This window comes from Vibrio sp. McD22-P3 (genome assembly GCF_021568915.1).
Taxonomy (GTDB): Bacteria; Pseudomonadota; Gammaproteobacteria; order Enterobacterales; family Vibrionaceae; genus Vibrio; species Vibrio mediterranei.
On sequence record NZ_JAKGTN010000017.1, the window covers coordinates 66051 to 89420 of the forward strand.

The following is a 23370-nucleotide window of genomic DNA, read 5'->3' on the forward strand; positions in this document are numbered from 1 at the left end:
CAAGACCAAGAAAAAAGGAGGCATTGCCTCCTTTTTAATCTGTAAATTTACATCTCAGCTAATTATAGCCATTCAAAAGTCAGTTGTGGCTTAGCGATTAGGCCAGATGTAGACGCTGTAGACTCTGATGAGTCCGTAGCCACATTAACCTCATCAACCGACGACACCGTTGCTGGTTCAGCGGTATCGGGCTGAGCTGGAGTATTCGCCTCAGGATTTGCCGTTGAGCTATCGACTTCAGGTAAAGTCGCAGGTACAGCTGTAGGAGCAGGCTCAGCCACAGTTTCTTCCGGCAGAACTTCAACCAGCTTTACTAAGCCAAGCTTAAGTACTTCTTGTTCAAATGACTCAATCGAACCAAGTAAGTAAGCTCTGATAATGACTTCATCACCTTTAACTTCAGCCACTTCCACTTTCGCCGTCGAAGCTAAGCGCCCTAATGCACGTTCCAGAGTAAAGAACGCATCTGCACTCTTCATACCGGTAAAAGACACAGTAACGGTGCCTGCACTTTCGCCGCTAATCACTGTTGCATTTTTAGAGGCGTAATAGTCACTGACTTGATCGATAAGGTTAGCCATTGCAACGCCACCTGACGCTGAACCAGTGATAGGCTCTAACTGGTTTCGACCTAAGGTTTCTGGTGCTTGGTCGTATAGTGTCCAGCGTAAACTACTACCTTCAGCTCTTACAACCATCACCGCATCTACAGGATAACGCTGAGTTGCTTGTGATATTGGGCCAACAAAGCCTCCCCACAAATCTGTTGGTTGAATTCCCGTCATGTCATCAAAGTCGCCAACAGGGAACGTTACTGGAAGCCCACGTCGTTTCGCTTCTTTTCTTAACTGATTCGCCGCTTCAGAATTGGTATGCTCCCAAGTGATAGCGCGATCCCGACCGTCATCTTCAACCAACCACACCATGACATTGGCGCGATCAATTGGCCAAGACGACAAATCAGCTTGCTTCAATAGGGTGTTAATTTGCTCACTATTGAATGTCATTCTTAATGCTTGCTCACCATTTAGCCGCGTGTAACCCAACTGTGTAATGAACTGAGAGCTCTTGCCTAGTGCTTTCTTTACCACGGGATTAGCCGCAGCTTTCGAATCACCACTGGCTTTAATGAGTACTTCCAGCATGCCTTGCTGGCGAGCCACTTCATCAGCGTTCGGTTCTTCAGAATTCACCACCACTTCGGTCGAGTAAATATCAACCTTGGTCAGTGCATAAGCTGGCAGTACAAAGACTGTTGCCAACAACCAAGCTAAATAACGCATAAGCATCCTAAATTACAAAGATATAAGTCGAAATGATAAGCAAGTATGAGTTCAGGAGCAAGCCAAGTGCTTCAAGGTTTGGTTAATATTTTTTGCCACAGCCCCTATCCATCAAGATCCAAAGCACGATATCTGGCCTTGTATAGAAGTTTTACTAACAAATAATCCAGATTTTTTACCAAGATCATTAAGTAATCGATTGCAAAGTGATATTATCGCGCCAATTTGCCCAAAGCCCTTGGGTGAAAACTTCTATTTGCTTGGATATCAAACTATGAAAACTATCTTACAAGGTTCGCAAATGCTATTCGTCGCGTTTGGTTCCTTAGTCCTAGTACCGCTGCTTACTGGGTTAGATCCTAACGTTGCTCTGTTTGGAGCTGGTGTGGGCACACTGTTGTTCCAATTAATCACCCGTCGTAGCGTTCCTATTTTTCTAGCGTCTTCTTTTGCTTTCATCGCTCCGATCATGTTCGGTGTTCAAACTTGGGGCGTCGGTGCCACTATGGGTGGCTTGATGGCCGCAGGTGTTGTTTACGTCATAATGGGTGCCGTTATCAAAGCAAAAGGCGTGGAGATCATTCACAAGCTATTACCGCCTGTTGTAGTAGGCCCGGTTATTATGGTGATTGGTCTTGGCCTAGCGCCAGTTGCTGTAAACATGGCATTGGGTAAAACTGGCGATGGCGCCATTGAACTCGTCAACGGTAATGCCGCACTATGGATTTCGTCAATTTCGCTATTAGTGACTATTGCTGTCAGTGTCTTTGCAAAAGGTTTCCTTAAGCTTCTGCCTATTTTCAGCGGAATCGTGGCGGGATATATCACTAGTTTAGCATTTGGTGTCGTTGACTTTACTCCTGTTGTTCAAGCGTCTTGGCTGTCGATGCCAAACTTCACTACTCCCGAATTTAACATCAATGCAATTCTGTTCATGTTACCTGTTGCGATTGCACCAGCGGTTGAACACGTTGGTGATATGCTAGCCATCTCGAACGTTACTGGTAAAGATTATTTGAAAAAGCCAGGGCTTCATCGCACCATCACAGGTGACGGCGTAGCAACAATCGCAGCCTCTATGGTAGGTGCTCCGCCAAACACGACGTACAGCGAAGTTACCGGCGCTGTGATGCTAACCAAAGCGTTCAACCCAGTTATCATGACCTGGGCGGCAGTGACTGCGATCGTCTTAGCATTGGTAGGTAAACTTGGTGCTATTTTACAAACCATCCCTGTTCCTGTGATGGGCGGCATCATGATCTTGCTGTTTGGATCTATCGCTACCGTAGGTCTGAATACACTGATTAAGAACAATGTTGATTTGCATAAATCCCGCAACTTAGTGATTGTCGCTATCACATTAGTATTCGGTATTGGCGGCATGGCATTTGGTATTGGCGACTTCAGCCTTCAAGGTGTGAGTTTGTGCGGTATTGTGGCGATTGTTCTTAACCAGATTCTTCCTCATGACCTAGGTGAGAATAAAATGGTTGATAACGCTCAAATGGAAGATTAATTGCTCTGAACGCAAAAAAGGCTGACACTTGTCAGCCTTTTTCTTCTTAAATCATCAGACTCTTAATTATTGAGTACCGAAAATCTTATCGCCAGCATCACCTAGACCTGGAACGATGTAGCCTTTGTCATTCAGACACTCATCGATAGCAGCAGTATATAGCTCAACATCTGGGTGGGCTTTTTCTAGTGCTTCGATGCCTTCTGGAGCAGCAACAAGAACCAAGACTTTAATTGCTTTACAGCCTTTTTCTTTCAACAGGTCGATGGTTGCAATCATAGAACCACCCGTTGCTAGCATTGGATCAACAACTAGCGCAATACGCTCGTCGATGTTTGACGCTAGCTTGTTGAAGTAAGGTACCGGCTCCAGCGTTTCTTCATCACGGTAGATACCAACAACACTGATACGTGCACTTGGCATGTGCTCAAGCACGCCATCCATCATACCTAGACCAGCACGAAGAATTGGCACTACGGTCACTTTCTTACCTTTGATTTGGTCTACTTCAACAGGACCATTCCAACCTTCAATAGTTACTTTCTCAGTTTCAAAGTCTGCGGTCGCTTCATACGTCAACAGGCTACCTACTTCTGTAGCAAGTTCACGGAAACGCTTTGTGCTGATGTCCCCTTCACGCATCAAACCCAGTTTGTGCTTCACAAGAGGGTGTTTAACTTCAACAACTTTCATGTCCTACTCCGGCAATTTTTAACAAAACCTGCAAATTATACATGGTTTCTTTTGCTATTTCAGTCAAGATTATAGGTTAATGGTGTTTTTTCCGCATATTTACTCGCTTAAACCTGCCTATATCAACAGATTACCCTCACTCAAAAATAGTTTGTAATTTCTTACGCAAACGTTTTCCTTTTTGTTTAAACCCCTGTTAGAATAGCGCCGCTTTTCACATCCATTTATTTATCGAGGACTGTCCCGTGAGCGGAAACAACACTTCCCTAAGCTATAAAGACGCTGGTGTAGATATTGATGCTGGTAACGCATTAGTTGACCGTATTAAAGGCGCGGTTAAGCGCACTCGTCGCCCTGAAGTTATGGGAGGCATCGGTGGATTTGGTGCTTTATGTGAGCTGCCAACTAAATACAAAGAGCCTGTACTCGTATCTGGAACAGACGGTGTCGGTACCAAACTGCGCCTAGCTCTAGATATGAACAAACACGACACTATCGGTATCGATTTGGTTGCGATGTGTGTGAATGACTTGATTGTTCAAGGTGCAGAGCCATTGTTCTTCCTCGACTATTACGCAACAGGCAAACTGGACGTAGACACTGCAGCTGATGTTGTATCTGGTATCGCTGAAGGTTGTATCCAAGCTGGTTGTTCGCTGATTGGTGGCGAAACGGCTGAAATGCCTGGTATGTATGAAGGTGAAGACTACGACGTTGCTGGTTTCTGTGTCGGCGTCGTTGAAAAATCAGAAGTTATCGACGGTACAAAAGTCGCTGCCGGTGACGCACTTATCGCGGTTGGTTCAAGTGGTCCACATTCAAATGGCTACTCTCTTGTACGCAAGATCTTAGAAGTATCTGGCGCAGATAAAAACGAGATGCTAGGTGAACGCACAATTGGTGAACACTTACTAGAACCGACGAAAATTTATATCAAATCAGCTCTGAAAATGATCGCTGAACACGATATCCATGCAATCTCACACATCACAGGTGGTGGCTTCTGGGAAAATATCCCACGCGTACTTCCTGAAGGAACAAAAGCTGTGATTGATGGCAAGAGCTGGGAATGGCCAGCAATCTTCAACTGGCTACAACAGAAAGGTAATGTTGATACATTTGAGATGTACCGTACCTTCAACTGTGGTGTAGGTCTAATTGTTGCTCTGCCAAAAGATCAGGCAGAGGCAGCAGTTGAACTATTAAAAGCTGAAGGCGAAAATGCATGGGTAATTGGTGAGATCGCGACTGCACAAGCTGGTGAAGAGCAAGTAGAGATCAATTAGTTTCATGAAGAATATTGTTGTTTTAGTTTCAGGAAATGGTACCAACTTGCAGGCGATTATTGACGCTTGTGAGTCCACCATCGAAAACGCCAAGGTTCGAGCGGTATTCTCAAACAAAGAGTCCGCTTTCGCCTTAGAACGTGCACGTAAAGCAGGAGCGGAGGCTGAGTTCCTTGATCCAAAATTAAGTGAAACACGTGAAGCGTTTGATGCTGAATTGATGCGTCGTATTGACGTGCACAAACCTGATTTATTGGTCTTAGCAGGCTACATGCGTATCTTAAGTGGCGAGTTTGTACGCCACTACATGGGACGAATGATCAACATTCACCCTTCACTGTTACCAAAATATCCAGGTTTGCACACACATCAACGTGCAATTGATAACTGTGATGAACACCATGGCACCAGTATCCATTTTGTTACTGAGAAGCTAGATGGTGGTCCAATTATCTTGCAAGCTAAAGTTCCGGTATTCGATGATGATACAATTGAAACACTAGAACAGCGTGTTCAAAGTCAGGAACATAAGATCTACCCGCTGGTTGTAAAATGGTTCGTCGAAGGCCGCTTATCTATGGATGGCAGCAAAGCGATGTTGGATGGTTTAGAACTTGGCCCTCAAGGCTACGCAGACAAATAACCCTCTAACTCACAACGAGTCAATATCAAAAAAGCGAGTGATTCCATCACTCGCTTTTTTCTTATGTTCCAGTTTGATGTGGACTTATAACGGCTCAGTAGGCGCTTGGCTTGCAGGCTTTGCCTCCGCAAACTCCACGTCTTTTAACTCATCAACATTGCTGGCGACTAACTCCCCAAAATGAAACAGGTTAAACTCACCCGGCTTCATTCGATGCCAACTCTCATTACTAGTCAGCGGTTGAGTCGCAACAACCGTCACCACATCGTTAGGTGTTGTCTCTTCGTGGAAGTTAATCGTCACATCTTCATCAAGTAAAGTCGCTTTACCAAATGGGGCTTTACGCGTGATCCAGTACAAATGGTTAGTGCAATAGGTCATCACAAACTCACCATCACTCAACAGCATGTTGTAGACACCGTATTCTCGCAACTCATCACAACATTCGGAAATGTATGCGAACATCGCCATCATGTCTTGCGGTGGTTCAGGAAAGCGCTCATCCAATTTTCGCAGCAGCCAGCAAAATGACAATTCACTGTCAGTTTCGCCAACTGGACGAAAATGACCAGTTTCCAGCCCTTGATAGTCACTGAGCTGACCATTGTGTGCGAATGTCCAATAGCGCCCCCATAGTTCACGCGTGAATGGGTGCGTATTTTCTAGATTAACCTGACCACGGTTCGCTTGTCGTATATGACTAACAACTGCACGACTCTTTATCGGATAGTTTTGAACCAACTCCGCTATTTTAGAATCACAACTCGGTTGCGGATCTTTAAAGGTTCTAAAACCTTTCCCTTCATAAAAAGTTATACCCCAGCCATCTTTGTGAGGACCGGTGTTGCCACCCCGTTGAATCAAACCGGTAAAGCTGAAACAGATATCTGTTGGCACATTTGCACTCATGCCAAGCAATTCACACATTGAGTTCCCTACTCTTTTTCTTCCACAATAATGTCACTAGTAAACTGAGATTATTCCATCTCTTTTTCAATCAATTGAATCACAATATGAATGATCTTGATGTGTACTTCTTGAATTCGATCCGCATAACCAAAATGCGGTACGCGAATCTCAATATCAGCAACACCTGCCATTTGACCACCATCTTTACCGGTAAGGGCAATTGTCTTCATGCCTTTTGCCTTGGCAACTTCAATAGCTTTCAAAATGTTGCCAGAGTTACCCGATGTAGAAAGACCAAACAAAACATCACCAGAACGACCTACTGCTTCCACATAACGTGAAAATACGTAATCGTAACCAAAATCATTGCTAACGCATGAAAGGTGGCTTGGATCAGAAATAGCGATACCAGCGTAACCTGGGCGGTTCTCACGATAGCGACCTGTTAGCTCTTCAGCAAAGTGCATCGCGTCACAATGCGAACCGCCGTTACCACAAGACAGTACCTTGCCGTCTTGCTTGAATGAATCCGCAATCATTTTCGCTGCAGCTTCGATCTGCGCAATGTTGTGATCGTCGCTCAGGAATTTGTTTAGTACGTCTGCCGCTTCAGTAAGCTCGTTTCTAATTAGATCTTGGTACATAGGTTTATTCTCTTTATTTTCCGACATCAACGCGTCGTTGCGATTACCTGAGTTTAACTATAAACCCCCAATTCTGTCGATAGGCATAGGCTCATCTAACTCCCTCCCTGATTCGTTTTTCATAGCTTCGCATTCGAAACTGGTGGGAAATTATACAAAGCTCTCATTTTTGAATCGAATTAGAGTAATTACTTTTGAAAATTTACATTTGTGCAATAATTGAGTTACAATTATCACTGGTACGACCTCTTACCTTGCGTATTACTAAAACGGTCAACCACTACAACAACGATAAGTACCCAGATAAAGGAACAATCATGGACATCTTGCTCTCTCTCGTCGCCTTGCTCGGCGCAGTTGGATTCAGTTTCTACCAACGAGCATCGCTGGCAAAATCTTTATTACTCGTGACCGCTGCTATGGTCTTAGGTTCACTACTCGGTGTATTTGGCGCCATCATATGGGCGTTGTACGTTGCTACGGTAGCGGTATTGTGTGTTCCTTCTATCCGACAATCACTGATTTCTGCTAAAGCGCTTAAACTATTTAGGAAAGTGCTTCCTGCCATGTCTCAGACAGAAAAAGAAGCATTGGATGCGGGTACGGTTTGGTGGGAAGCAGAGCTTTTCAAAGGCAAGCCAAACTGGCAAAAGCTACAGAATATTAGTCAGCCAAAACTTAGCGCAGAAGAGCAAGCCTTCTTAGACGGTCCTGTTAACGAAGTCTGTGCGATGGTGAGCGATTATCAAGTCACTCACGAGCTGGCTGACCTTCCACCAGAAGTCTGGCAATACCTAAAAGACCACAAATTCTTCGCCATGATCATTAAGAAAAAATACGGTGGCCTTGAATTTTCTGCGTATGCACAGTCTCTCGTTTTACAAAAACTAACTGGCGTGTCGGGTGTCCTTTCATCTACCGTTGGTGTTCCTAACTCCTTGGGCCCAGGTGAACTCCTTCAGCACTACGGTACAGAAGATCAAAAAGACTACTACTTACCTCGTCTAGCCATCGGTAAAGAGATTCCGTGTTTTGCTCTAACTAGCCCAGAAGCAGGTTCTGATGCAGGCTCGATTCCTGATTTTGGTGTGGTTTGTAAAGGCAAGTGGGAAGGCAAAGAAGTCTTGGGCATGAAGCTCACATGGAACAAACGTTACATTACGCTTGCTCCAGTCGCTACCGTACTTGGTCTCGCTTTCAAACTTCGAGATCCAGATGGCCTGCTAGGTGACAAAGAAGACTTGGGCATTACTTGTGCGCTTATTCCAACACACCTTAAAGGTGTAGAGATTGGTAACCGTCATTTCCCACTGAACGTTCCGTTTCAAAACGGTCCTACAACAGCGAACGAATTGTTCGTGCCACTAGATTTCATTATCGGCGGTCAAAAAATGGCTGGCCAAGGCTGGCGTATGTTAGTTGAGTGCCTCTCAGTTGGACGTGGCATCACGTTACCATCAAATTCAACAGGCGGTATCAAAACAGCAGCTTTGGCAACAGGTGCTTACGCTCGTATCCGTCGTCAGTTCAAACAACCAATCGGCCATATGGAAGGTATTGAAGAACCATTAGCGCGTATTGGCGGTAATGCTTACGTAATGGATGCAGCCAGTCATCTTACGGTTACAGGGATCGACTTGGGCGAGAAGCCATCAGTAATCTCTGCCATCGTTAAATATCATTGTACTCACCGTGGTCAACAAAGCATTATCGATGCTATGGATATTGTTGGCGGTAAAGGCATTTGCCTTGGTCCATCGAACTTCTTAGCACGCGGTTATCAGGGTTCACCTATTGCAGTAACGGTAGAAGGTGCCAATATTCTTACTCGTTCAATGATCATCTTTGGTCAAGGCGCGATTCGTTGCCATCCATATGTTTTAACGGAAATGGATGCCGCACACTCTACCGCCAATGATGCTGTTGATAAATTCGACAAAGCCCTTGCTGGCCATGTTTCATTTACAATCAGTAACTTAGTACGTAGTTTCTGGCTAGGTCTTACTGATGGTCGTGGTTCATCAACGCCGCAGAAAGACGCAACCAAACGTTATTACCAACAGTTGAACCGTTACAGTGCCAACCTAGCATTGCTGTCAGATGTGTCTATGGCAGTCCTTGGTGGCTCACTAAAACGTAAAGAACGCTTATCGGCGCGCCTTGGTGATATTTTGAGTCAGTTGTATCTCAGCAGTGCAGCATTGAAACGTTATGACGTGGAAGGCCGTAACAGCGAAGATTTACCGCTTCTTCATTGGGGTCTACAAGATAGCCTAATGCAAACTGAAAAAGCGTTGGACGATTTCTTGGCTAATTTCCCCAATAAAGCGATTGGTCGTTTGATGCGCTTTATCGTCTTGCCACTGGGCACAGTTCGCAAAGCGCCTTCAGATAAGCTTGATAGCCAAGTGGCTCGTATCTTACAAACCCCTTGTGGAGCTCGAAGCCGTTTGGGTCGTGGTCAATACCTAGAACCAACAGAGTTCAATGCGGCAGGTCGTATTGAGCAAGCGCTTGATATCATTCTACGTGCTGAGCCTGTGTTTACTAAAGTGTGTAAAGCGCTTCAGCAGCGTCGTCCATTTACGCAGCTTGATAAAGTCGCAGCACTAGGTTTAGAGAAAGGCCTAATCACTCAGGATGAGGCGACACTGCTTATTACTGCAGAAGCACATCGCCTGTACACTATAAACGTTGATGACTTTGCTCCAGAGGAGCTAGCAGCAAAACCTGTCTACCCGACAATGGAAGAAGTCGCGTAATTGATCACTCTAGGTAATTGATCATTCCAAATAGCTAAAAGGGTCAGCAATTGCTGACCCTTTTTTATGTCATTACCGTTACTAGACTAACGCGGCATATTTAACTGCATTTCTGGTAGTAAAGCCTTAATGGCTCGCTTACGTCGAACCAACCACCAGATGACTCCACCCACCACGATAAGCACTAGATTGCCGATCACGATGGCCAGTATTGCTCGAGTTCTCACTTGTTCTCTGTGTGCAAGGATTTGCGCTTCTTGTTCCGCTTTTTTCTTCGCTTCTCGTGCCGCCGCTTGCATTTCCTCGGCTTTTTCTAAATCCAAAGCCCCGACAACACTGAAGGTACGCATTGGAAGATCAAACACTAACGAACGCCCCGTGGAAGCCTCATTGGCATACACATGGCCAGTCCAATGATAAGTCCCCATTTGATGTAAGTCGTTAAAATACGAGGTGACATCGTTTTTACCTGCGTCCGCTTGGTGTTGCACGACCTGCTCTGACTCATCAGGGGACTGCAGTTCAATTGAGGTGGCCAAACTACCAGCTTCAATCGTCGCGACTTCACCGCGAACTACAATTTGATGTGGTTTCTTATCATCGCCTTGGATAAATTTGCTAGAAAATGGCGTCGGGTAAATCAGCACTTCTTGCTCTAGAGCGCGTAAAAACACCCCATTGCCTGTAGTAATTCGAACATTGTATTTCCCGGGCTCAAGTTCAATAGGTAGCTCAACGGTGAACACACCATCTCCAGCGCGCTCATCCAACCCTTCACCGTTATCATAAAACTCACCAATGACAATAGGTATCGGGCGCACCTTGTTATCCGTTTGTTCTTGAGATTCTAAATAGCGCGTCATCACCACTTTAAGGTTCACACGGTCGAGGATGTTCTCAACAATTAACGGCTTGCCATCGGTCATGAGTCGGGCAGTAAACTTTAACTTCTCACCTTGATAAATACGCTGTGGCAAGGTGTCAGCTTTTAAAGACAGCTGAGAAATGATTTGAATGTTATTTTTGGGCGTGACTTTGCCAATGGCTTGCCAAGGGCCTGGCATTGGCTTTTCGATTGAAATGACATCGACACTAGGCTCTTCAATCCAGTGAACATTTTCAGGATGACGCCAAGCGTAGTATTTTTTACCGTCAGGGCGAACTAGCGTAACCGGCTTAGAGTTATCCTGTCGATAAACCAAAAAAGTGATTCGTTCCACCGTTTGGTCAACTCGAAAACGGTTATCAAGAAATGACATTGAGGACTCAGTCGCGAAGGCACCAACTGTCAGCGATAACCATAACGCCATCGCAAAAATAATCCTCTGCATGTTTCTCTCCTACAGGCGCCAGAGACAACTGCCACCTTTTTCAACAATATCTAAACGCGAATTGTGCGCTTCTATTTCATCGGCAGAAGCATGCAAGATCTTTAGCGATTTTCTTCCCGTTGTGAGCCTCTTAATGGTTTCACCACCACTTTCGTCCCCATCGGACTGCCCCGCATTAAATTGCATCGAAGTTTGGCCGCCCGTCATTGCCAAATATACATCCGCCAAGATCTCCGCATCGAGCAAAGCGCCGTGGAGAACACGAGCAGACGTATCTATCGTGTAGTGTTTTGCTAACGAGTCGAGGTTCTTTCTTGCCGGCATGTTCGCCATGCGTTTTGCCATCGCAAGCGTATCGGTAACCTTACAGTACTGTTCCGTTTTACCAATCGAAGCGCCTAACTTCTCAAACTCGTAGTCCATAAAGCCCACATCGAAGGGCGCGTTGTGGGCAACAAGTTCTGCGCCTTTAATAAAGTCTAAGAACTCTTCGTGAACTTGATGATAGAGCGGTTTATCTAATAGAAACTCATCAGTGATACCGTGAACGTCGATAGCGTCAGGTTGAATTTCACGATCAGGCTTTAAATAGACGTGAAAATGGCGACCAGTCAGTTTACGGTTGATGATTTCCACCGCGCCGATTTCAATGATTCGATGCCCCATGTAGTGAGGACCACCTTCGCGGTTCATACCTGTTGTTTCGGTATCGAGTACCACGATTCTGCGTTGTTCTGAATTGAGACTGGTATTCATGATGTTTTGTATGTCAGACTATGTAGATAAACTTACTGAGCTATATAGTATCAAATCATGACGAAGCAGGTTGAAATTTTCACAGATGGTTCTTGTTTGGGTAATCCTGGTCCCGGCGGCTATGGAATCGTCCTAAGGTACAAACAGAACGAAAAGACGTTAGCCAAAGGCTATACGTTGACAACAAACAATCGCATGGAAATGATGGCAACCATTGTTGCACTTCAGACACTTAAAGAGCCTTGCAACGTTATCTTAACCACAGATAGTCAGTATGTTCGACAAGGGATTACCCAGTGGATACACAACTGGAAAAAACGTGGTTGGAAAACCGCAGATAAGAAGCCAGTTAAGAATGCGGACCTATGGAAAGCACTCGACTCAGAGACTGCACGGCACGATATTGACTGGCGCTGGGTGAAAGGTCATGCAGGTCATAGAGAAAATGAAATGTGTGATGAACTAGCAAGAGCTGCTGCAGAAAACCCAACAGAAGAAGACACTGGCTATCAACCAAGCTAAGGTTTCTCCCGCTTATAGCTTTCCCTTGCTTACGAGCTTTGCTTTTTATCTGCAGTACGATAGCTAACACTAGCCGGTGTTAGCTTTTTCTTTAGACGCCAATGCGGCTTTATCGGTTTAAGCGGGTAGGTTCGCTTTCTCGCTACGATAAAATACAAGCTTCCCATGGGCGACGCCCAGTCACCAATACTGCTTTCTAACCACGTCCACATCGTCCGATATCGTTTCATAGGAAACAGCGCATAAGTATCCGCATAGACGACCTGATAATTGAGTACCCCTAACCAGTCTTTTATCCGATTTGGCGTAAACATGCGGCCACTCCAAGGGAAATTGTTCTTTCTCCAAGGCATCAAGCTAGCAAGACCGGTGAAGCTCATAGGGTTGAAGCCCGTAATGATAAGGTAACCGTCATCGATCATCACTCGATCCACTTCACGCAGTAGGCGATGGGGGTCTTCGGCATACTCAAGTTGATGCGACATTACAACAGCATCAAAACTCTTCTCTAAGAATGGTAATTCGTAGCGGTCAGCGATAACATTGTGCAGAGGGTTCTTAGAATCAAGGTTCACTTGATGCTGAATGTTGCAATTGCAGCTTGTGAGTTCACAACTCAGTCCTCCAAGTTTTAGCATATGATAGCCAAAGAACTTGGGGCACCACTCATCAAGCCTCGTTTGAATAGATTCAGAGACCCATTGACCGTTGGCAAGCTCTTCCCAAGAATGGGGATGATCAACTTTTTTCTTGCTGCGTGCTGGCTTCATTTACGCGCTCTCTCCCATACTGAACTGGAGAAACAACAATGTTACATATCAAAAGCATACCTGCATTTAACGATAATTACATCTGGCTGATTCAAAATAACCAGAACTTGTGCGCCGTTGTCGATCCAGGAGATGCTGAACCGGTGATCGAATATTTAGAAGCCAATCAACTTGAGTTAGTCACGATATTGATTACCCATCACCACTGGGACCATACTGGTGGCATAGAGAAACTGGTAGAAAAATACCCGACGATCACCGTTCTTGGCCCTGAGAATTCCAATATAGGACAGCTTACTCACCATGTCAGTGAAGGACATCGTATCAATTTGTTCAATGAAGAGTTTTTGGTGCTCAATTTACCGGGCCACACGCTCGATCATATTGGCTATGTAGGCGACGGTAAGCTATTTTGTGGCGATGTCCTGTTCTCCGCGGGCTGTGGGCGCATTTTTGAAGGTACTCCGGAGCAAATGTACAATTCGTTGCAAAAACTCACTCTACTGCCTGAAGAGACGGAAGTGTACTGCACTCACGAATACACACTTAGTAACCTCGCCTTTGCTATGGCCGTAGAGCCCCATAATGAGTTCCTTCATGAGTACAGAGATGGTGCCAATCAGAAACGCGCTAAAGGTTTCCCAACCTTGCCAACCACGATTTCCATAGAGAAGCGCATCAATCCATTTTTACGAACTACTCAAGCAGAAGTTGTGAGCTCGGTAGCAAACCGAACTGTCAATAATGATCCCCTATCAACTTTTACAGCATTACGTGAGTGGAAAAACGAATTTTAACGTTTTGCTGCTTGTTTGGCCCAATCCGTATTAGTATTATGCACAACCGTTCAAATTAGAGGTTGTAGCAAACAAAATGCATAAGAAATACAGTTGGGCCTTAGCCCTGTTGCTGGCCGGTTGTCAGATGACACAGCCAGATTCAAGCAACACCACAACAGAGCCCACCAACTCTCCTGCAGAAACAGCAACCACTAATACAACAAAGCCCGTTTCCGTTGATACTCCAACTCCAGCAAAAGCACTAACGCCACAAGAGCAAGAAGATGTATGGCAGCGCATCGCTATGCAGCTAAAAATGGAGATTCCAGACAACGCTAAAGTGGACTATTACCGCGAATGGTACATTAAACACCCTAGCCACTTGAGAACAGTCTCACAGCGCGCTCAGCCTTTCCTATATTTGATTACTGAAGAAATAGAAGCACGTAACCTACCATTAGAGCTTGCTTTACTGCCTATTGTCGAAAGCTCCTTTGATGCCTTCGCTTATTCTCATGGCAGCGCCGCAGGATTATGGCAGTTTGTCCCAGCAACAGGAAAAGCGTTCGGCCTAGACCAAACCTACTGGTATGACGGTCGTCGTGACGTTACCGCATCGACTCAAGCCGCTTTAGATTATCTGACTCAGTTGAACAAACGTTTTGACGGCAACTGGAATCACGCGATCGCGGCCTATAACAGTGGCGGCGGTCGAGTAAACAGTGCGATTCGAAAAAATCGTAACTTAGGTAAGCCTACGGACTTTTTCTCTCTCGATTTACCGAAAGAAACCAGCAGCTATGTCCCTAAGTTGCTGGCTCTAGCTGATGTTCTGGCTAACAAAGAAAAGTATGGTGTCGACATTCCACCAATCGCAAACAAGCCTGTGTTGGAATTGGTCGACCCTAATGAACAGCTCGATCTTGCAATTGCAGCCAAATATGCCGGCATTTCGATTAAGGAACTGCAAAGTTATAACCCTGCATACAACCAATGGGCAACTGCACCAGATGGCCCTCAGACATTACTGCTACCCATCGAGACTTTAGATAAGTTCCGCTTCGAACTGGAACAGAATCGTGGTAAAGGGATGCGTCTTGTGCGTTATAAAGTAAAGTCAGGTGATTCATTGAGTGTGATTGCGCGAGACCACCAGACAACGACGCAAGTAATTCGCAGTGCCAATGGGTTAAAAGGCAACAATATTCGCGCGGGCCAGTATCTTCTCGTTCCGACATCAACCAAAGATGAATCAACCTATTCATTAAGCGCAGCAAATCGCTTGGCAAAAACACAATCAACATCTCGTGGTAACTATAAAGTGACCCACAAAGTTGCCAGTGGTGACAGTTTGTGGTCGATTGCCAGAGCAAATAAAGTTTCTCACCAATCGTTGGCAAAATGGAACGGTATGGGGCCTCGTGACACACTAAGAGTTGGGCAGGAACTCGTAATCTGGAAAAATGCGAGTGATGGCGCGATTATCCGCACCGTTTTCTACTCTGTAAGAAGTGGGGATACCATCAGCGGTATTGCACAGAAATTCAAAGTACGTACCAACGATGTTGTTAAATGGAACGACCTTCAGAAACAGAAATATCTTAAGCCGGGCCAAAAACTGAAACTCTACGTTGATGTCACCAAAACTAGTGCTTAGTTCTCATTAAAAAAGCGGCGTTTACGCCGCTTTTTCTATGTCTGACCGCCTCATTGGTTCAATTACTTAGAGACAATCCTAAACTCAGCAAGTAGAGGATTATGATCAGAGGCATCAGATTCAGGAACGCGCTGTCCTGCCAGTTCCATTCCACGATAAAATATGTGATCCAAAGGTAAACCAGTGATAAATCGCTTACGGTTATCACGTTGAAATTCGACCTCTTTAATATGGTATTTATGTAGGGCTTGTTTTAACGCGGAGAGTCGTGATTCACTCCAACTATTGAAGTCCCCTGCTATTAGCAGTGGTCCTTGATGCTTCTCGAGTACTTGCTTGAAGGACTCGAGTTGTTGCTTATACTCTTCTGTTCCTATCGTAAAATTTACAGAGTGCAGATTCACACTGATTAAAGTTTGTCCATTCGTCAGTGCGTATTCCGCATACAAGCCTGATTTAGGTAATCTTAGCCAAGGTTCGGTTTGCAGATTCGCGCAAGCGATTGAAGGCATGGTACGGCTTAAATTAAGTACGCCAGAAGAGACATCAAATGCTTTGAATGCACTAACTTGATTACTCCCCCAGTCCGAGCGCTGTAGCCAATCTAAAAATGTATCATCGAGGCTGGCTTCTTGAAGTAGGACCAATTGTCGGTCTTCGGACAGACGAGTAAGTTCGGGCAATAAGTTTTCGCGATTTTGTTTGTAAATATTCCAAACCAAAACATTCAAGTGTCCGGACTCGTCCAACGCAACTGGATGGTCATTGCGGTAACACTTTAGCTCCGTTTGAACTTGGCTATCCTTAATACTGGTAATTTCTGGTGTTTCTCGCACGGTAAATACCGATTGAAAACCACCCACTGTCATTCCCACAATAGCGACACCAGTAAGCAGTACCCACTTTAACTTCATAATACCTCTTCTCTAAAACGAAAAAGGAGCAGTTACCTACTCCTTTATGATTCTTTGAGATTCGACTTAGATAGCGTCTTCATCTTCTTCGCCAGTACGAATTCGTACTACACGTTCGATATCAGTGATGAAAATCTTACCATCACCAATCTTACCCGTTTGAGCGGTCTCAATGATGGTTTCCACACATTGATCAGCCACGTCACTTGATACGACAATTTCCAATTTTACTTTTGGCAAAAAGTCGACCATGTATTCAGCACCGCGGTAAAGCTCTGTGTGACCTTTCTGGCGACCAAAACCTTTTACTTCCGATACGGTCATACCTGTAATGCCCACTTCTGCCAATGCTTCACGGACGTCATCAAGTTTGAATGGTTTGATAATCGCTTCAATCTTTTTCATGTTCTTCCCTTAAACCTCATTGATTGACACCATTATCTGGCAGGCTGCGCCAACAATCAACGAAAACAAAAAACCCGAAGGCAATCTTCGGGTCTCTTAATAGTAAATCGATAATGCGATTATTTCAGACTAGCGTAATAAGCAGCAACGTTGGCAATATCTTCGTCGCTCAGCATTGACGCTTGAGCTTGCATGACAGCAGCCAAACCGCCTGTACGTTCTTTATTCTTGTACGCTTTGATAGAAGTTGCTAAGTACTGCTCGTTTTGTCCCTTAAGGTTTGGGTAACCTGGAATAACTGCGATGCCATCAGCACCATGACAAGCGGCACAAATCGCTGCTTTTGCCTTACCAGCTTCAATGTCAGCGGCCATCGCCGTACCACTCAATAGGCCTGCAGCCAATACTGCACCAATTACCATATTTTTCATTGCTTTACCTTCTGTGTATTTCCATATAAGCCAGATAACAGCGTGTACTCTAGTTTGCGCTTTGCCATTTCTGGCGCTTTATTATTGTATACGATTGTGACATGAAATGTGGTCACTTGTCCCATACAAGTTCACAATCTGAACCATAAAATGCTTTATCTACAAATAAGTTACCAACAGCAACGACCTTATCATCCTGTATTAGAATTGGGATTCTACGTCGCTGCCAGCTAGGTATTTTCAGCTCTTGGAACAGTTTTTTTAACTTACGAGATCCTGCTCGTCCATGGGGGTGAGCACTCAAACCTTCAGGGTTGAAAATGACTTTTAACGACCTATTCAACGTTTGGCGATCTAGTGTCATCTTTGCGTCTTTGCTCGGTGAAACCAACTTTAATACGCCTAAGTTATCTGGCAACACTAACGTGTCTTTATCTAACCATGATTGTTGCCAATCGCTGACATCTTTATAAGCTTCAACCCAATATAGATGCCCCTGAGCACGTCTAATCGCTCCACCAGCCAAATTCATTTCCGGGTTAGCATCTTGCTTAGCTAGTGCCACTTCTTGCCAAATTTTGCGAAACTGCACCTCAGTAGGCATCAACGAAGTATTGGCTTCTAACCACAGTCTAAGTAGTTGTTCTCTCTTTAAAATAGAGTGTGATGACATCGTGGAAATACTCAGCCCTTGGAACTCATTCATACATACTTCAAGTTCAGGCAATAGTAACTCTTTAATTAACCGTTCTTGTTTCGCACATAAGCGCGCACTGCGACTTGCAGCTTTAGCAAAACTAGGCCAGCGCTGATTCAATACGGGTAAGACAGATTGACGAAGAAAATTACGGTCGAATCGAGTGTCTGAATTACTTTCATCCTCGACCCACTGTAATTGCTCATGCTGCGCATAGCGCTCAATATCATGTCGTGCAATATTTAAGAGTGGACGAACTAACCTCCCCGAGCCAAAGTTCATTGAAGAGGCCATCGAAGAGAGCCCTTTGGGTCCGCTACCACGTTTTAAGGCCAGTAACATGGTCTCAGCTTGATCATCAAGATGCTGACCCGTAAGCAAAATATCGCCGCTCTGCATATGTTGACGCAGTGCTTGATACCGAGCTTGACGCGCCAACTGCTCAAGGCTTTCTCCCGAGTCTTGCGACAATGTTACGCGCTCGCAGGTAAACTCAACGGCCTCCTCTTGAGCCCAACGCTCACACTGAACTTGCCATTCATTTGCGTTATCGCTTAATCCATGATGCACATGTACCGCTAAACAGGTTATTGAATGCTGTTTGCTATACCTTGCTGCTAATCGCAGCAGTACACGTGAATCCACCCCGCCACTAAATCCAACAATGATCTTGCCATGCATCACTTTCTGTTCATCAAGCACTTGAGAAAATTGCTGGTACAGAGTCATGGTTTCTTCCTAGGTTAAATAAAAAAGGCGAGCATCTCGCTCGCCTTATTATATAAACAGTTTCTACTTAGCAGTAGCCATAACTCATCAAACGTTGATAACGACGCTCAAGTAAGTTGTCATCATCCAACTGATCAAGTTCTTCTAATTGGCGTAGCAATGTCGCTTTCATATTAGCAGCCATTTGCACCGCATCACGATGAGCGCCACCTAGTGGCTCTTCAATGATTTCATCAATAAGCTCAAGCTCTTTTAATCGAGGAGCAACCAATCCCATTGCTTCCGCTGCTTGCGGCGCTTTATCAGAGTCACGCCATAAAATTGACGCACAGCCTTCAGGAGAAATTACCGAGTACGTTGAGTATTGCAGCATGTTCACGTAATCGCCTACACCGATCGCTAAAGCACCACCAGAACCGCCTTCACCGACAACGTTACAGATGACTGGCACTTTTAGACCTGCCATGACTTTAAGGTTCATCGCAATCGCTTCTGATTGACCACGCTCTTCTGCGCCAACCCCTGGGTAAGCACCCGCAGTATCGATAAAAGTGATGATTGGCATATTAAAACGCTCTGCCATTCTCATCAAACGAAGTGCTTTACGGTAACCTTCTGGTTTTGGCATACCAAAGTTACGCTTCACTTTCTCTTTTGTTTCGCGGCCTTTTTGGTGGCCAATGATCATAACCGGACGACCATCTAGGCGAGCCATACCACCAACAATAGCTTTATCGTCCGCAAACGCGCGATCGCCAGCCAGTTCATCAAACTCAGTAAATACATGCTCTACATAATCAAGCGTGTACGGACGCTGTGGGTGACGCGCAAGCTGTGCCACTTGCCATGCCCCAAGATCACTAAAGATTTTTTTCTTAAGCTCTAAGCTCTTTTTCTCTAGTTGTTCAATTTCTTTATCTAAGTCAATTGCACTATCACCACCATGACGAGAAACGTCACGCAATGCTTCGATTTTTGCTTCTAGTTCGGCAATTGGCTTTTCAAATTCAAGAAAGTTCAAGCTCATCTGTGAATCCTTATCGATTCAGCCCCAAGTATTTTTGCTCTGGGACTCAATTAGTTAAATTCGAGTTCAACCTGGTCTTTACCAAGTAACTGCTGTAATTCTTCTAGTAACGCATCATTCGGCGTTACACGCCATTCTGTTCCTAGCGTAAGTTTTGCGCGTGCATCGGCACGCTGGTAGTAAATATTAACAGGTACTGTCCCAGCTTTGTGTGGGGTTAATATTTCTGTGAAGCGCTGGTAAAAACGCTCATCTATTTGTTGCTCTAACAACGAAATGGATACGCCTCGTGTAAATTTCTCACGAGCGCTACCTAAATCTAAAACTTCGCGGCCAGACATTTTAAGGCCACCGTTGAAGTCATCAAAGCTGACCTGTCCAGAAACGACCACTATTTTATCTTTTTCTAACAATTCAGCATATTTATCTAGCGCATCTGAGAACAACATCACTTCCATACGACCGCTCCGGTCATCCAAAGTCATCAGTCCGATACGTGTTCCACGCTTGGTTGTCATTACCCGAGCAGCAATCACTAAGCCTGCGACCGTCAACGATTGATCACGTCTTGTTGGTGTTGCGTCTTTTAATCGACAACTGGTGTATTTGGTAAGTTCCTTAAGATAGGCGTTTATTGGGTGCCCCGTCAAATAAAGCCCCAAAGTTTCTCTCTCACCTTCTAACCATACCTTTTCTGGCCATGGTGGAACTTGAGTATATTTATGCTCCACATCTTCTGGCGCATCAGTCAATACACCAAACATGTCAGCCTGACCAAAGGCTTCAGCCTGATGGTGTTGACTCGCCGCTTTAACAGCATCGTTCAGTGATGCCATCATCGCCGCTCGATGCGGGCCTAGTCGGTCAAGCGCACCCGACATAATAAGCTTTTCAATTACTCGCTTGTTGACTTTCTTGATGTCAATACGAGCACAAAAATCGAATAAATCTCGGAAGTGGCCACCTTTATTACGAGCCTCGATAATGACATCAATAGGACCTTCACCAACCCCTTTGATCGCGCCAATACCATAAACGATCGCGCCCTCTTCGTTAACATTGAAGCGGAACAGACCAGCATTAATATCAGGTGGTAGCACTTTGAGCTTCATGCGGAAGCATTCATCTACAAGACCAACAACTTTCTCTGTATTATCCATATCGGCGGTCATAACCGCCGCCATAAACTCAGCAGGGTAATGGGTTTTCAGCCAGAGCGTTTGATAGGAGACCAGTGCATATGCCGCTGAGTGAGATTTGTTAAAGCCATAACCCGCGAACTTTTCTACCAGATCAAAGATCTTCATGGCGAGTTCGCCATCAACGCCGTTGTTTATCGCCCCTTCTTCAAAGACGGCACGCTGCTTAGCCATCTCTTCCGGCTTTTTCTTACCCATTGCACGACGCAGCATATCCGCACCACCCAGCGTATAGCCCGCTAGGATCTGTGCAATTTGCATAACCTGTTCTTGATAAAGAATGATGCCGTACGTAGGCTCCAGAGTCTCTTTTAGAGATTCATGTTGCCACGTTTCATCTGGGTAGGAGACCGCCTCTCGCCCGTGCTTACGGTCGATGAAGTTATCAACCATGCCTGATTGCAATGGGCCTGGACGGAATAGCGCCACCAATGCAATGATATCTTCAAAACAGTCCGGCTGTAGACGCTTGATAAGCTCTTTCATACCTCGCGATTCCAACTGGAATACCGCAGTGGTTTCAGAATTCTGTAACAGCTGGAATGAAGCCGAGTCATCAAGTGGTATCGATTCAATTCGAACTGGTTGTTTACCCTCTCTTTCGAGTCGAGGGTTAATCAGTCCAAGCGCCCAATCGATAATCGTTAATGTTCTCAGACCCAAGAAGTCGAATTTAACCAAGCCTGCCGTTTCAACATCGTTCTTATCAAACTGAGTAACAGGGAAATGTCCCTCAGAGTCGGCATAAATCGGTGCAAAATCAGTAATCGTAGTCGGTGAAATTACTACCCCACCCGCGTGTTTACCGGCATTCCGAGTACACCCTTCCAATATGCGGCACATATCGATGAGGTCTCGAACTTCTTCATCGCCATCATAAAGCTGTGGCAATGCAGGCTCCGCCTTGAAGGCTTTTTCTAACGTCATGCCAGGGTCAGCTGGAATCAGTTTTGATATGCGGTCAACAAAGCCAAACGGGTGACCCAATACACGCCCCACATCACGAATAACCGCCTTCGCAGCCATAGTACCGAAGGTAATGATCTGCGATACCGCATCCCGACCGTACATCTCGGCTACGTGATCAATTACTTGGTCACGTTTATCCATACAGAAATCGACATCGAAATCGGGCATGGAGACACGTTCAGGGTTCAAGAATCGCTCAAAAAGAAGATCGTATTCAAGCGGATCAAGGTCGGTGATTTTAAGAGCATAGGCCACCAATGAACCAGCACCTGAACCACGTCCAGGTCCTACTGGAATCGCATTATCTTTTGACCACTGGATGAACTCCATAACGATCAAGAAGTAACCTGGGAATCCCATTTGGTTGATAACATCAAGCTCAATTTGTAGTCGGTCATCATACTCAGGACGACGCTCTGCTCGCACCGCTTCATCTGGGAACAAAAACTCCAAACGCTCCTCAAGACCTTCTCTTGATTTCATCACCAAGAAATCAGTCTCTTTCATACCTTCAGTTGGGAACGCAGGTAAGAAGTATTCACCGAGGCGCACGGTCACGTTACAGCGCTTAGCAATTTCTACTGAGTTCTGAAGTGCTTCTGGGATGTCCGCAAACAGCTCACACATGTCTTCCTCACTACGAAGATATTGTTGAGCACTGTACTTTTTGGGACGTTTAGGGTCATCAAGTGTGTAACCATCATGGATCGCAACACGAATTTCATGAGCATCAAATAGTTCTTTGTCGACAAACACGACCTCATTGGTCGCGACAACCGGAAGATCGAGCTCCTCGGCCAACTCTACGGCGAAATGCAGGTAACTTTCTTCGTCAGGTCGTCCTGTACGAATCAGTTCTAAATAGTAGCGATCTGGAAAATGCGTCTGATAAAACTGAGCGCACTGCTTAGCAAGTGTTGTATTGCCTTTTAATAGCGCTTTACCTACATCACCCTCTTTCGCTCCAGAAAGAACGATAAGCCCTTCAGATAACTCGACTAACCACGCCTTATCAATCACAGGTTGATGTTGGATATGGCCTCGAAGGTATGCTTTTGAGATAAGCAAAGTCAGATTGTTGTAACCAGTATTATCCGCTGCCAATACTGTTATACGAGTTAACTCATCTCCAAATTCGTCAGACTGAACAGCAAAGTCAGCACCAATCAGCGGTTTAACCCCAGAGGAGTGTGCATTACCATAAAATTTCACTAACCCACATAGGTTAGTAAAATCAGTCAGTGCCATTGCTGGCATACCCATCTCTGCCACTTTTTTTACTAATGGTGGCACCTTCGACAGGCCATCGACCATGGAGAAGTCACTGTGAACTCGAAGGTGTATAAACTTGGGGTCTGACATAATAAATCCTAAATTGCCATGACGATTATTTGGCGAATCATACTCTAACGAATCGTACTATCACGATCCTTAATACGACTAACGTG

General features: G+C 45.1%; 20 protein-coding genes. 7 read left to right on the plus strand and 13 right to left on the minus strand.

Going from position 1 to position 23370, the window contains the following annotated elements:
* Positions 1-62 precede the first annotated feature (62 nt).
* Positions 63-1283 carry a DUF2066 domain-containing protein gene (locus tag L2W36_RS19305; protein WP_164491427.1) on the minus strand — a complete coding sequence of 407 codons (1221 nt, stop codon included), beginning with the start codon at positions 1281-1283 and terminating at the stop codon, positions 63-65.
* Between the two features lie 274 nt (positions 1284-1557).
* Here L2W36_RS19305 and L2W36_RS19310 point away from each other — a divergent pair, with 274 nt between their 5' ends.
* Positions 1558-2799, plus strand: coding sequence for a uracil-xanthine permease family protein (locus tag L2W36_RS19310; RefSeq protein ID WP_006072841.1), 1242 nt, complete (start codon positions 1558-1560; stop codon positions 2797-2799).
* Between the two features lie 66 nt (positions 2800-2865).
* On the opposite strand, the gene upp is transcribed toward L2W36_RS19310, so the two are convergent.
* Positions 2866-3492, minus strand: a complete 627-nt coding sequence (upp, locus tag L2W36_RS19315) for a uracil phosphoribosyltransferase (RefSeq protein ID WP_006072840.1) — start codon at positions 3490-3492, stop codon at positions 2866-2868.
* Between the two features lie 245 nt (positions 3493-3737).
* Between upp and purM the strand changes: the two genes are divergently transcribed.
* Together purM and purN are read left to right on the plus strand one after the other, a co-directional pair.
* Positions 3738-4778 (plus strand): phosphoribosylformylglycinamidine cyclo-ligase, encoded by a 1041-nt coding sequence (purM, locus tag L2W36_RS19320; RefSeq protein WP_031495244.1) that lies wholly within the window; start codon positions 3738-3740, stop codon positions 4776-4778.
* A 4-nt stretch (positions 4779-4782) separates the two neighbouring features.
* Positions 4783-5421, plus strand: coding sequence for a phosphoribosylglycinamide formyltransferase (gene purN, locus L2W36_RS19325; protein ID WP_006072838.1), 639 nt, complete (start codon positions 4783-4785; stop codon positions 5419-5421).
* Positions 5422-5505: 84 nt separating this feature from the next.
* On the opposite strand, the gene L2W36_RS19330 is transcribed toward purN, so the two are convergent.
* Complete coding sequence (locus L2W36_RS19330) at positions 5506-6348, minus strand: class II glutamine amidotransferase (protein WP_006072837.1); 843 nt, start codon at positions 6346-6348, stop codon at positions 5506-5508.
* A 50-nt stretch (positions 6349-6398) separates the two neighbouring features.
* Positions 6399-6974 carry a D-sedoheptulose 7-phosphate isomerase gene (gene lpcA, locus L2W36_RS19335; RefSeq protein ID WP_236111244.1) on the minus strand — a complete coding sequence of 192 codons (576 nt, stop codon included), beginning with the start codon at positions 6972-6974 and terminating at the stop codon, positions 6399-6401.
* Positions 6975-7291: 317 nt separating this feature from the next.
* Between lpcA and fadE the strand changes: the two genes are divergently transcribed.
* Entirely contained in the window at positions 7292-9736 is a 2445-nt protein-coding gene (gene fadE, locus L2W36_RS19340) for an acyl-CoA dehydrogenase FadE (protein ID WP_236111211.1), read from the plus strand.
* An 86-nt stretch (positions 9737-9822) separates the two neighbouring features.
* On the opposite strand, the gene L2W36_RS19345 is transcribed toward fadE, so the two are convergent.
* Together L2W36_RS19345 and dnaQ are read right to left on the minus strand one after the other, a co-directional pair.
* Entirely contained in the window at positions 9823-11067 is a 1245-nt protein-coding gene (locus L2W36_RS19345) for a TIGR03503 family protein (RefSeq protein WP_236111213.1), read from the minus strand.
* 9 nt (positions 11068-11076) lie between these two features.
* Positions 11077-11823 (minus strand): DNA polymerase III subunit epsilon, encoded by a 747-nt coding sequence (gene dnaQ / locus L2W36_RS19350; protein ID WP_124940171.1) that lies wholly within the window; start codon positions 11821-11823, stop codon positions 11077-11079.
* A 57-nt stretch (positions 11824-11880) separates the two neighbouring features.
* Here dnaQ and rnhA point away from each other — a divergent pair, with 57 nt between their 5' ends.
* Entirely contained in the window at positions 11881-12345 is a 465-nt protein-coding gene (rnhA, locus tag L2W36_RS19355; RefSeq protein WP_038227874.1) for a ribonuclease HI, read from the plus strand.
* A gap of 29 nt (positions 12346-12374) precedes the next feature.
* On the opposite strand, the gene L2W36_RS19360 is transcribed toward rnhA, so the two are convergent.
* Complete coding sequence (locus tag L2W36_RS19360; RefSeq protein WP_038227875.1) at positions 12375-13115, minus strand: class I SAM-dependent methyltransferase; 741 nt, start codon at positions 13113-13115, stop codon at positions 12375-12377.
* Positions 13116-13153: 38 nt separating this feature from the next.
* Here L2W36_RS19360 and gloB point away from each other — a divergent pair, with 38 nt between their 5' ends.
* Both gloB and L2W36_RS19370 read left to right on the plus strand, forming a co-directional pair.
* Positions 13154-13912: a hydroxyacylglutathione hydrolase gene (gloB, locus tag L2W36_RS19365; RefSeq protein WP_198558190.1), complete on the plus strand. Its 759-nt coding sequence runs from the start codon at positions 13154-13156 to the stop codon at positions 13910-13912.
* 76 nt (positions 13913-13988) lie between these two features.
* Positions 13989-15551, plus strand: coding sequence for a LysM peptidoglycan-binding domain-containing protein (locus L2W36_RS19370; RefSeq protein ID WP_031493868.1), 1563 nt, complete (start codon positions 13989-13991; stop codon positions 15549-15551).
* 62 nt (positions 15552-15613) lie between these two features.
* Here L2W36_RS19370 and L2W36_RS19375 read toward each other — a convergent pair whose 3' ends face one another.
* From L2W36_RS19375 to dnaE, 6 genes are all read right to left on the minus strand, one after another.
* Positions 15614-16465 (minus strand): endonuclease/exonuclease/phosphatase family protein, encoded by an 852-nt coding sequence (locus tag L2W36_RS19375; RefSeq protein WP_236111215.1) that lies wholly within the window; start codon positions 16463-16465, stop codon positions 15614-15616.
* Between the two features lie 66 nt (positions 16466-16531).
* Entirely contained in the window at positions 16532-16870 is a 339-nt protein-coding gene (gene glnB / locus L2W36_RS19380; RefSeq protein ID WP_031495634.1) for a nitrogen regulatory protein P-II, read from the minus strand.
* 119 nt (positions 16871-16989) lie between these two features.
* Complete coding sequence (locus L2W36_RS19385) at positions 16990-17301, minus strand: c-type cytochrome (protein ID WP_031495636.1); 312 nt, start codon at positions 17299-17301, stop codon at positions 16990-16992.
* 112 nt (positions 17302-17413) lie between these two features.
* Complete coding sequence (tilS, locus tag L2W36_RS19390) at positions 17414-18727, minus strand: tRNA lysidine(34) synthetase TilS (protein ID WP_124940173.1); 1314 nt, start codon at positions 18725-18727, stop codon at positions 17414-17416.
* A 67-nt stretch (positions 18728-18794) separates the two neighbouring features.
* Positions 18795-19754: an acetyl-CoA carboxylase carboxyl transferase subunit alpha gene (gene accA / locus L2W36_RS19395; RefSeq protein WP_006075352.1), complete on the minus strand. Its 960-nt coding sequence runs from the start codon at positions 19752-19754 to the stop codon at positions 18795-18797.
* A 50-nt stretch (positions 19755-19804) separates the two neighbouring features.
* Complete coding sequence (gene dnaE, locus L2W36_RS19400; protein WP_171390420.1) at positions 19805-23284, minus strand: DNA polymerase III subunit alpha; 3480 nt, start codon at positions 23282-23284, stop codon at positions 19805-19807.
* Positions 23285-23370: the final 86 nt, after the last annotated feature.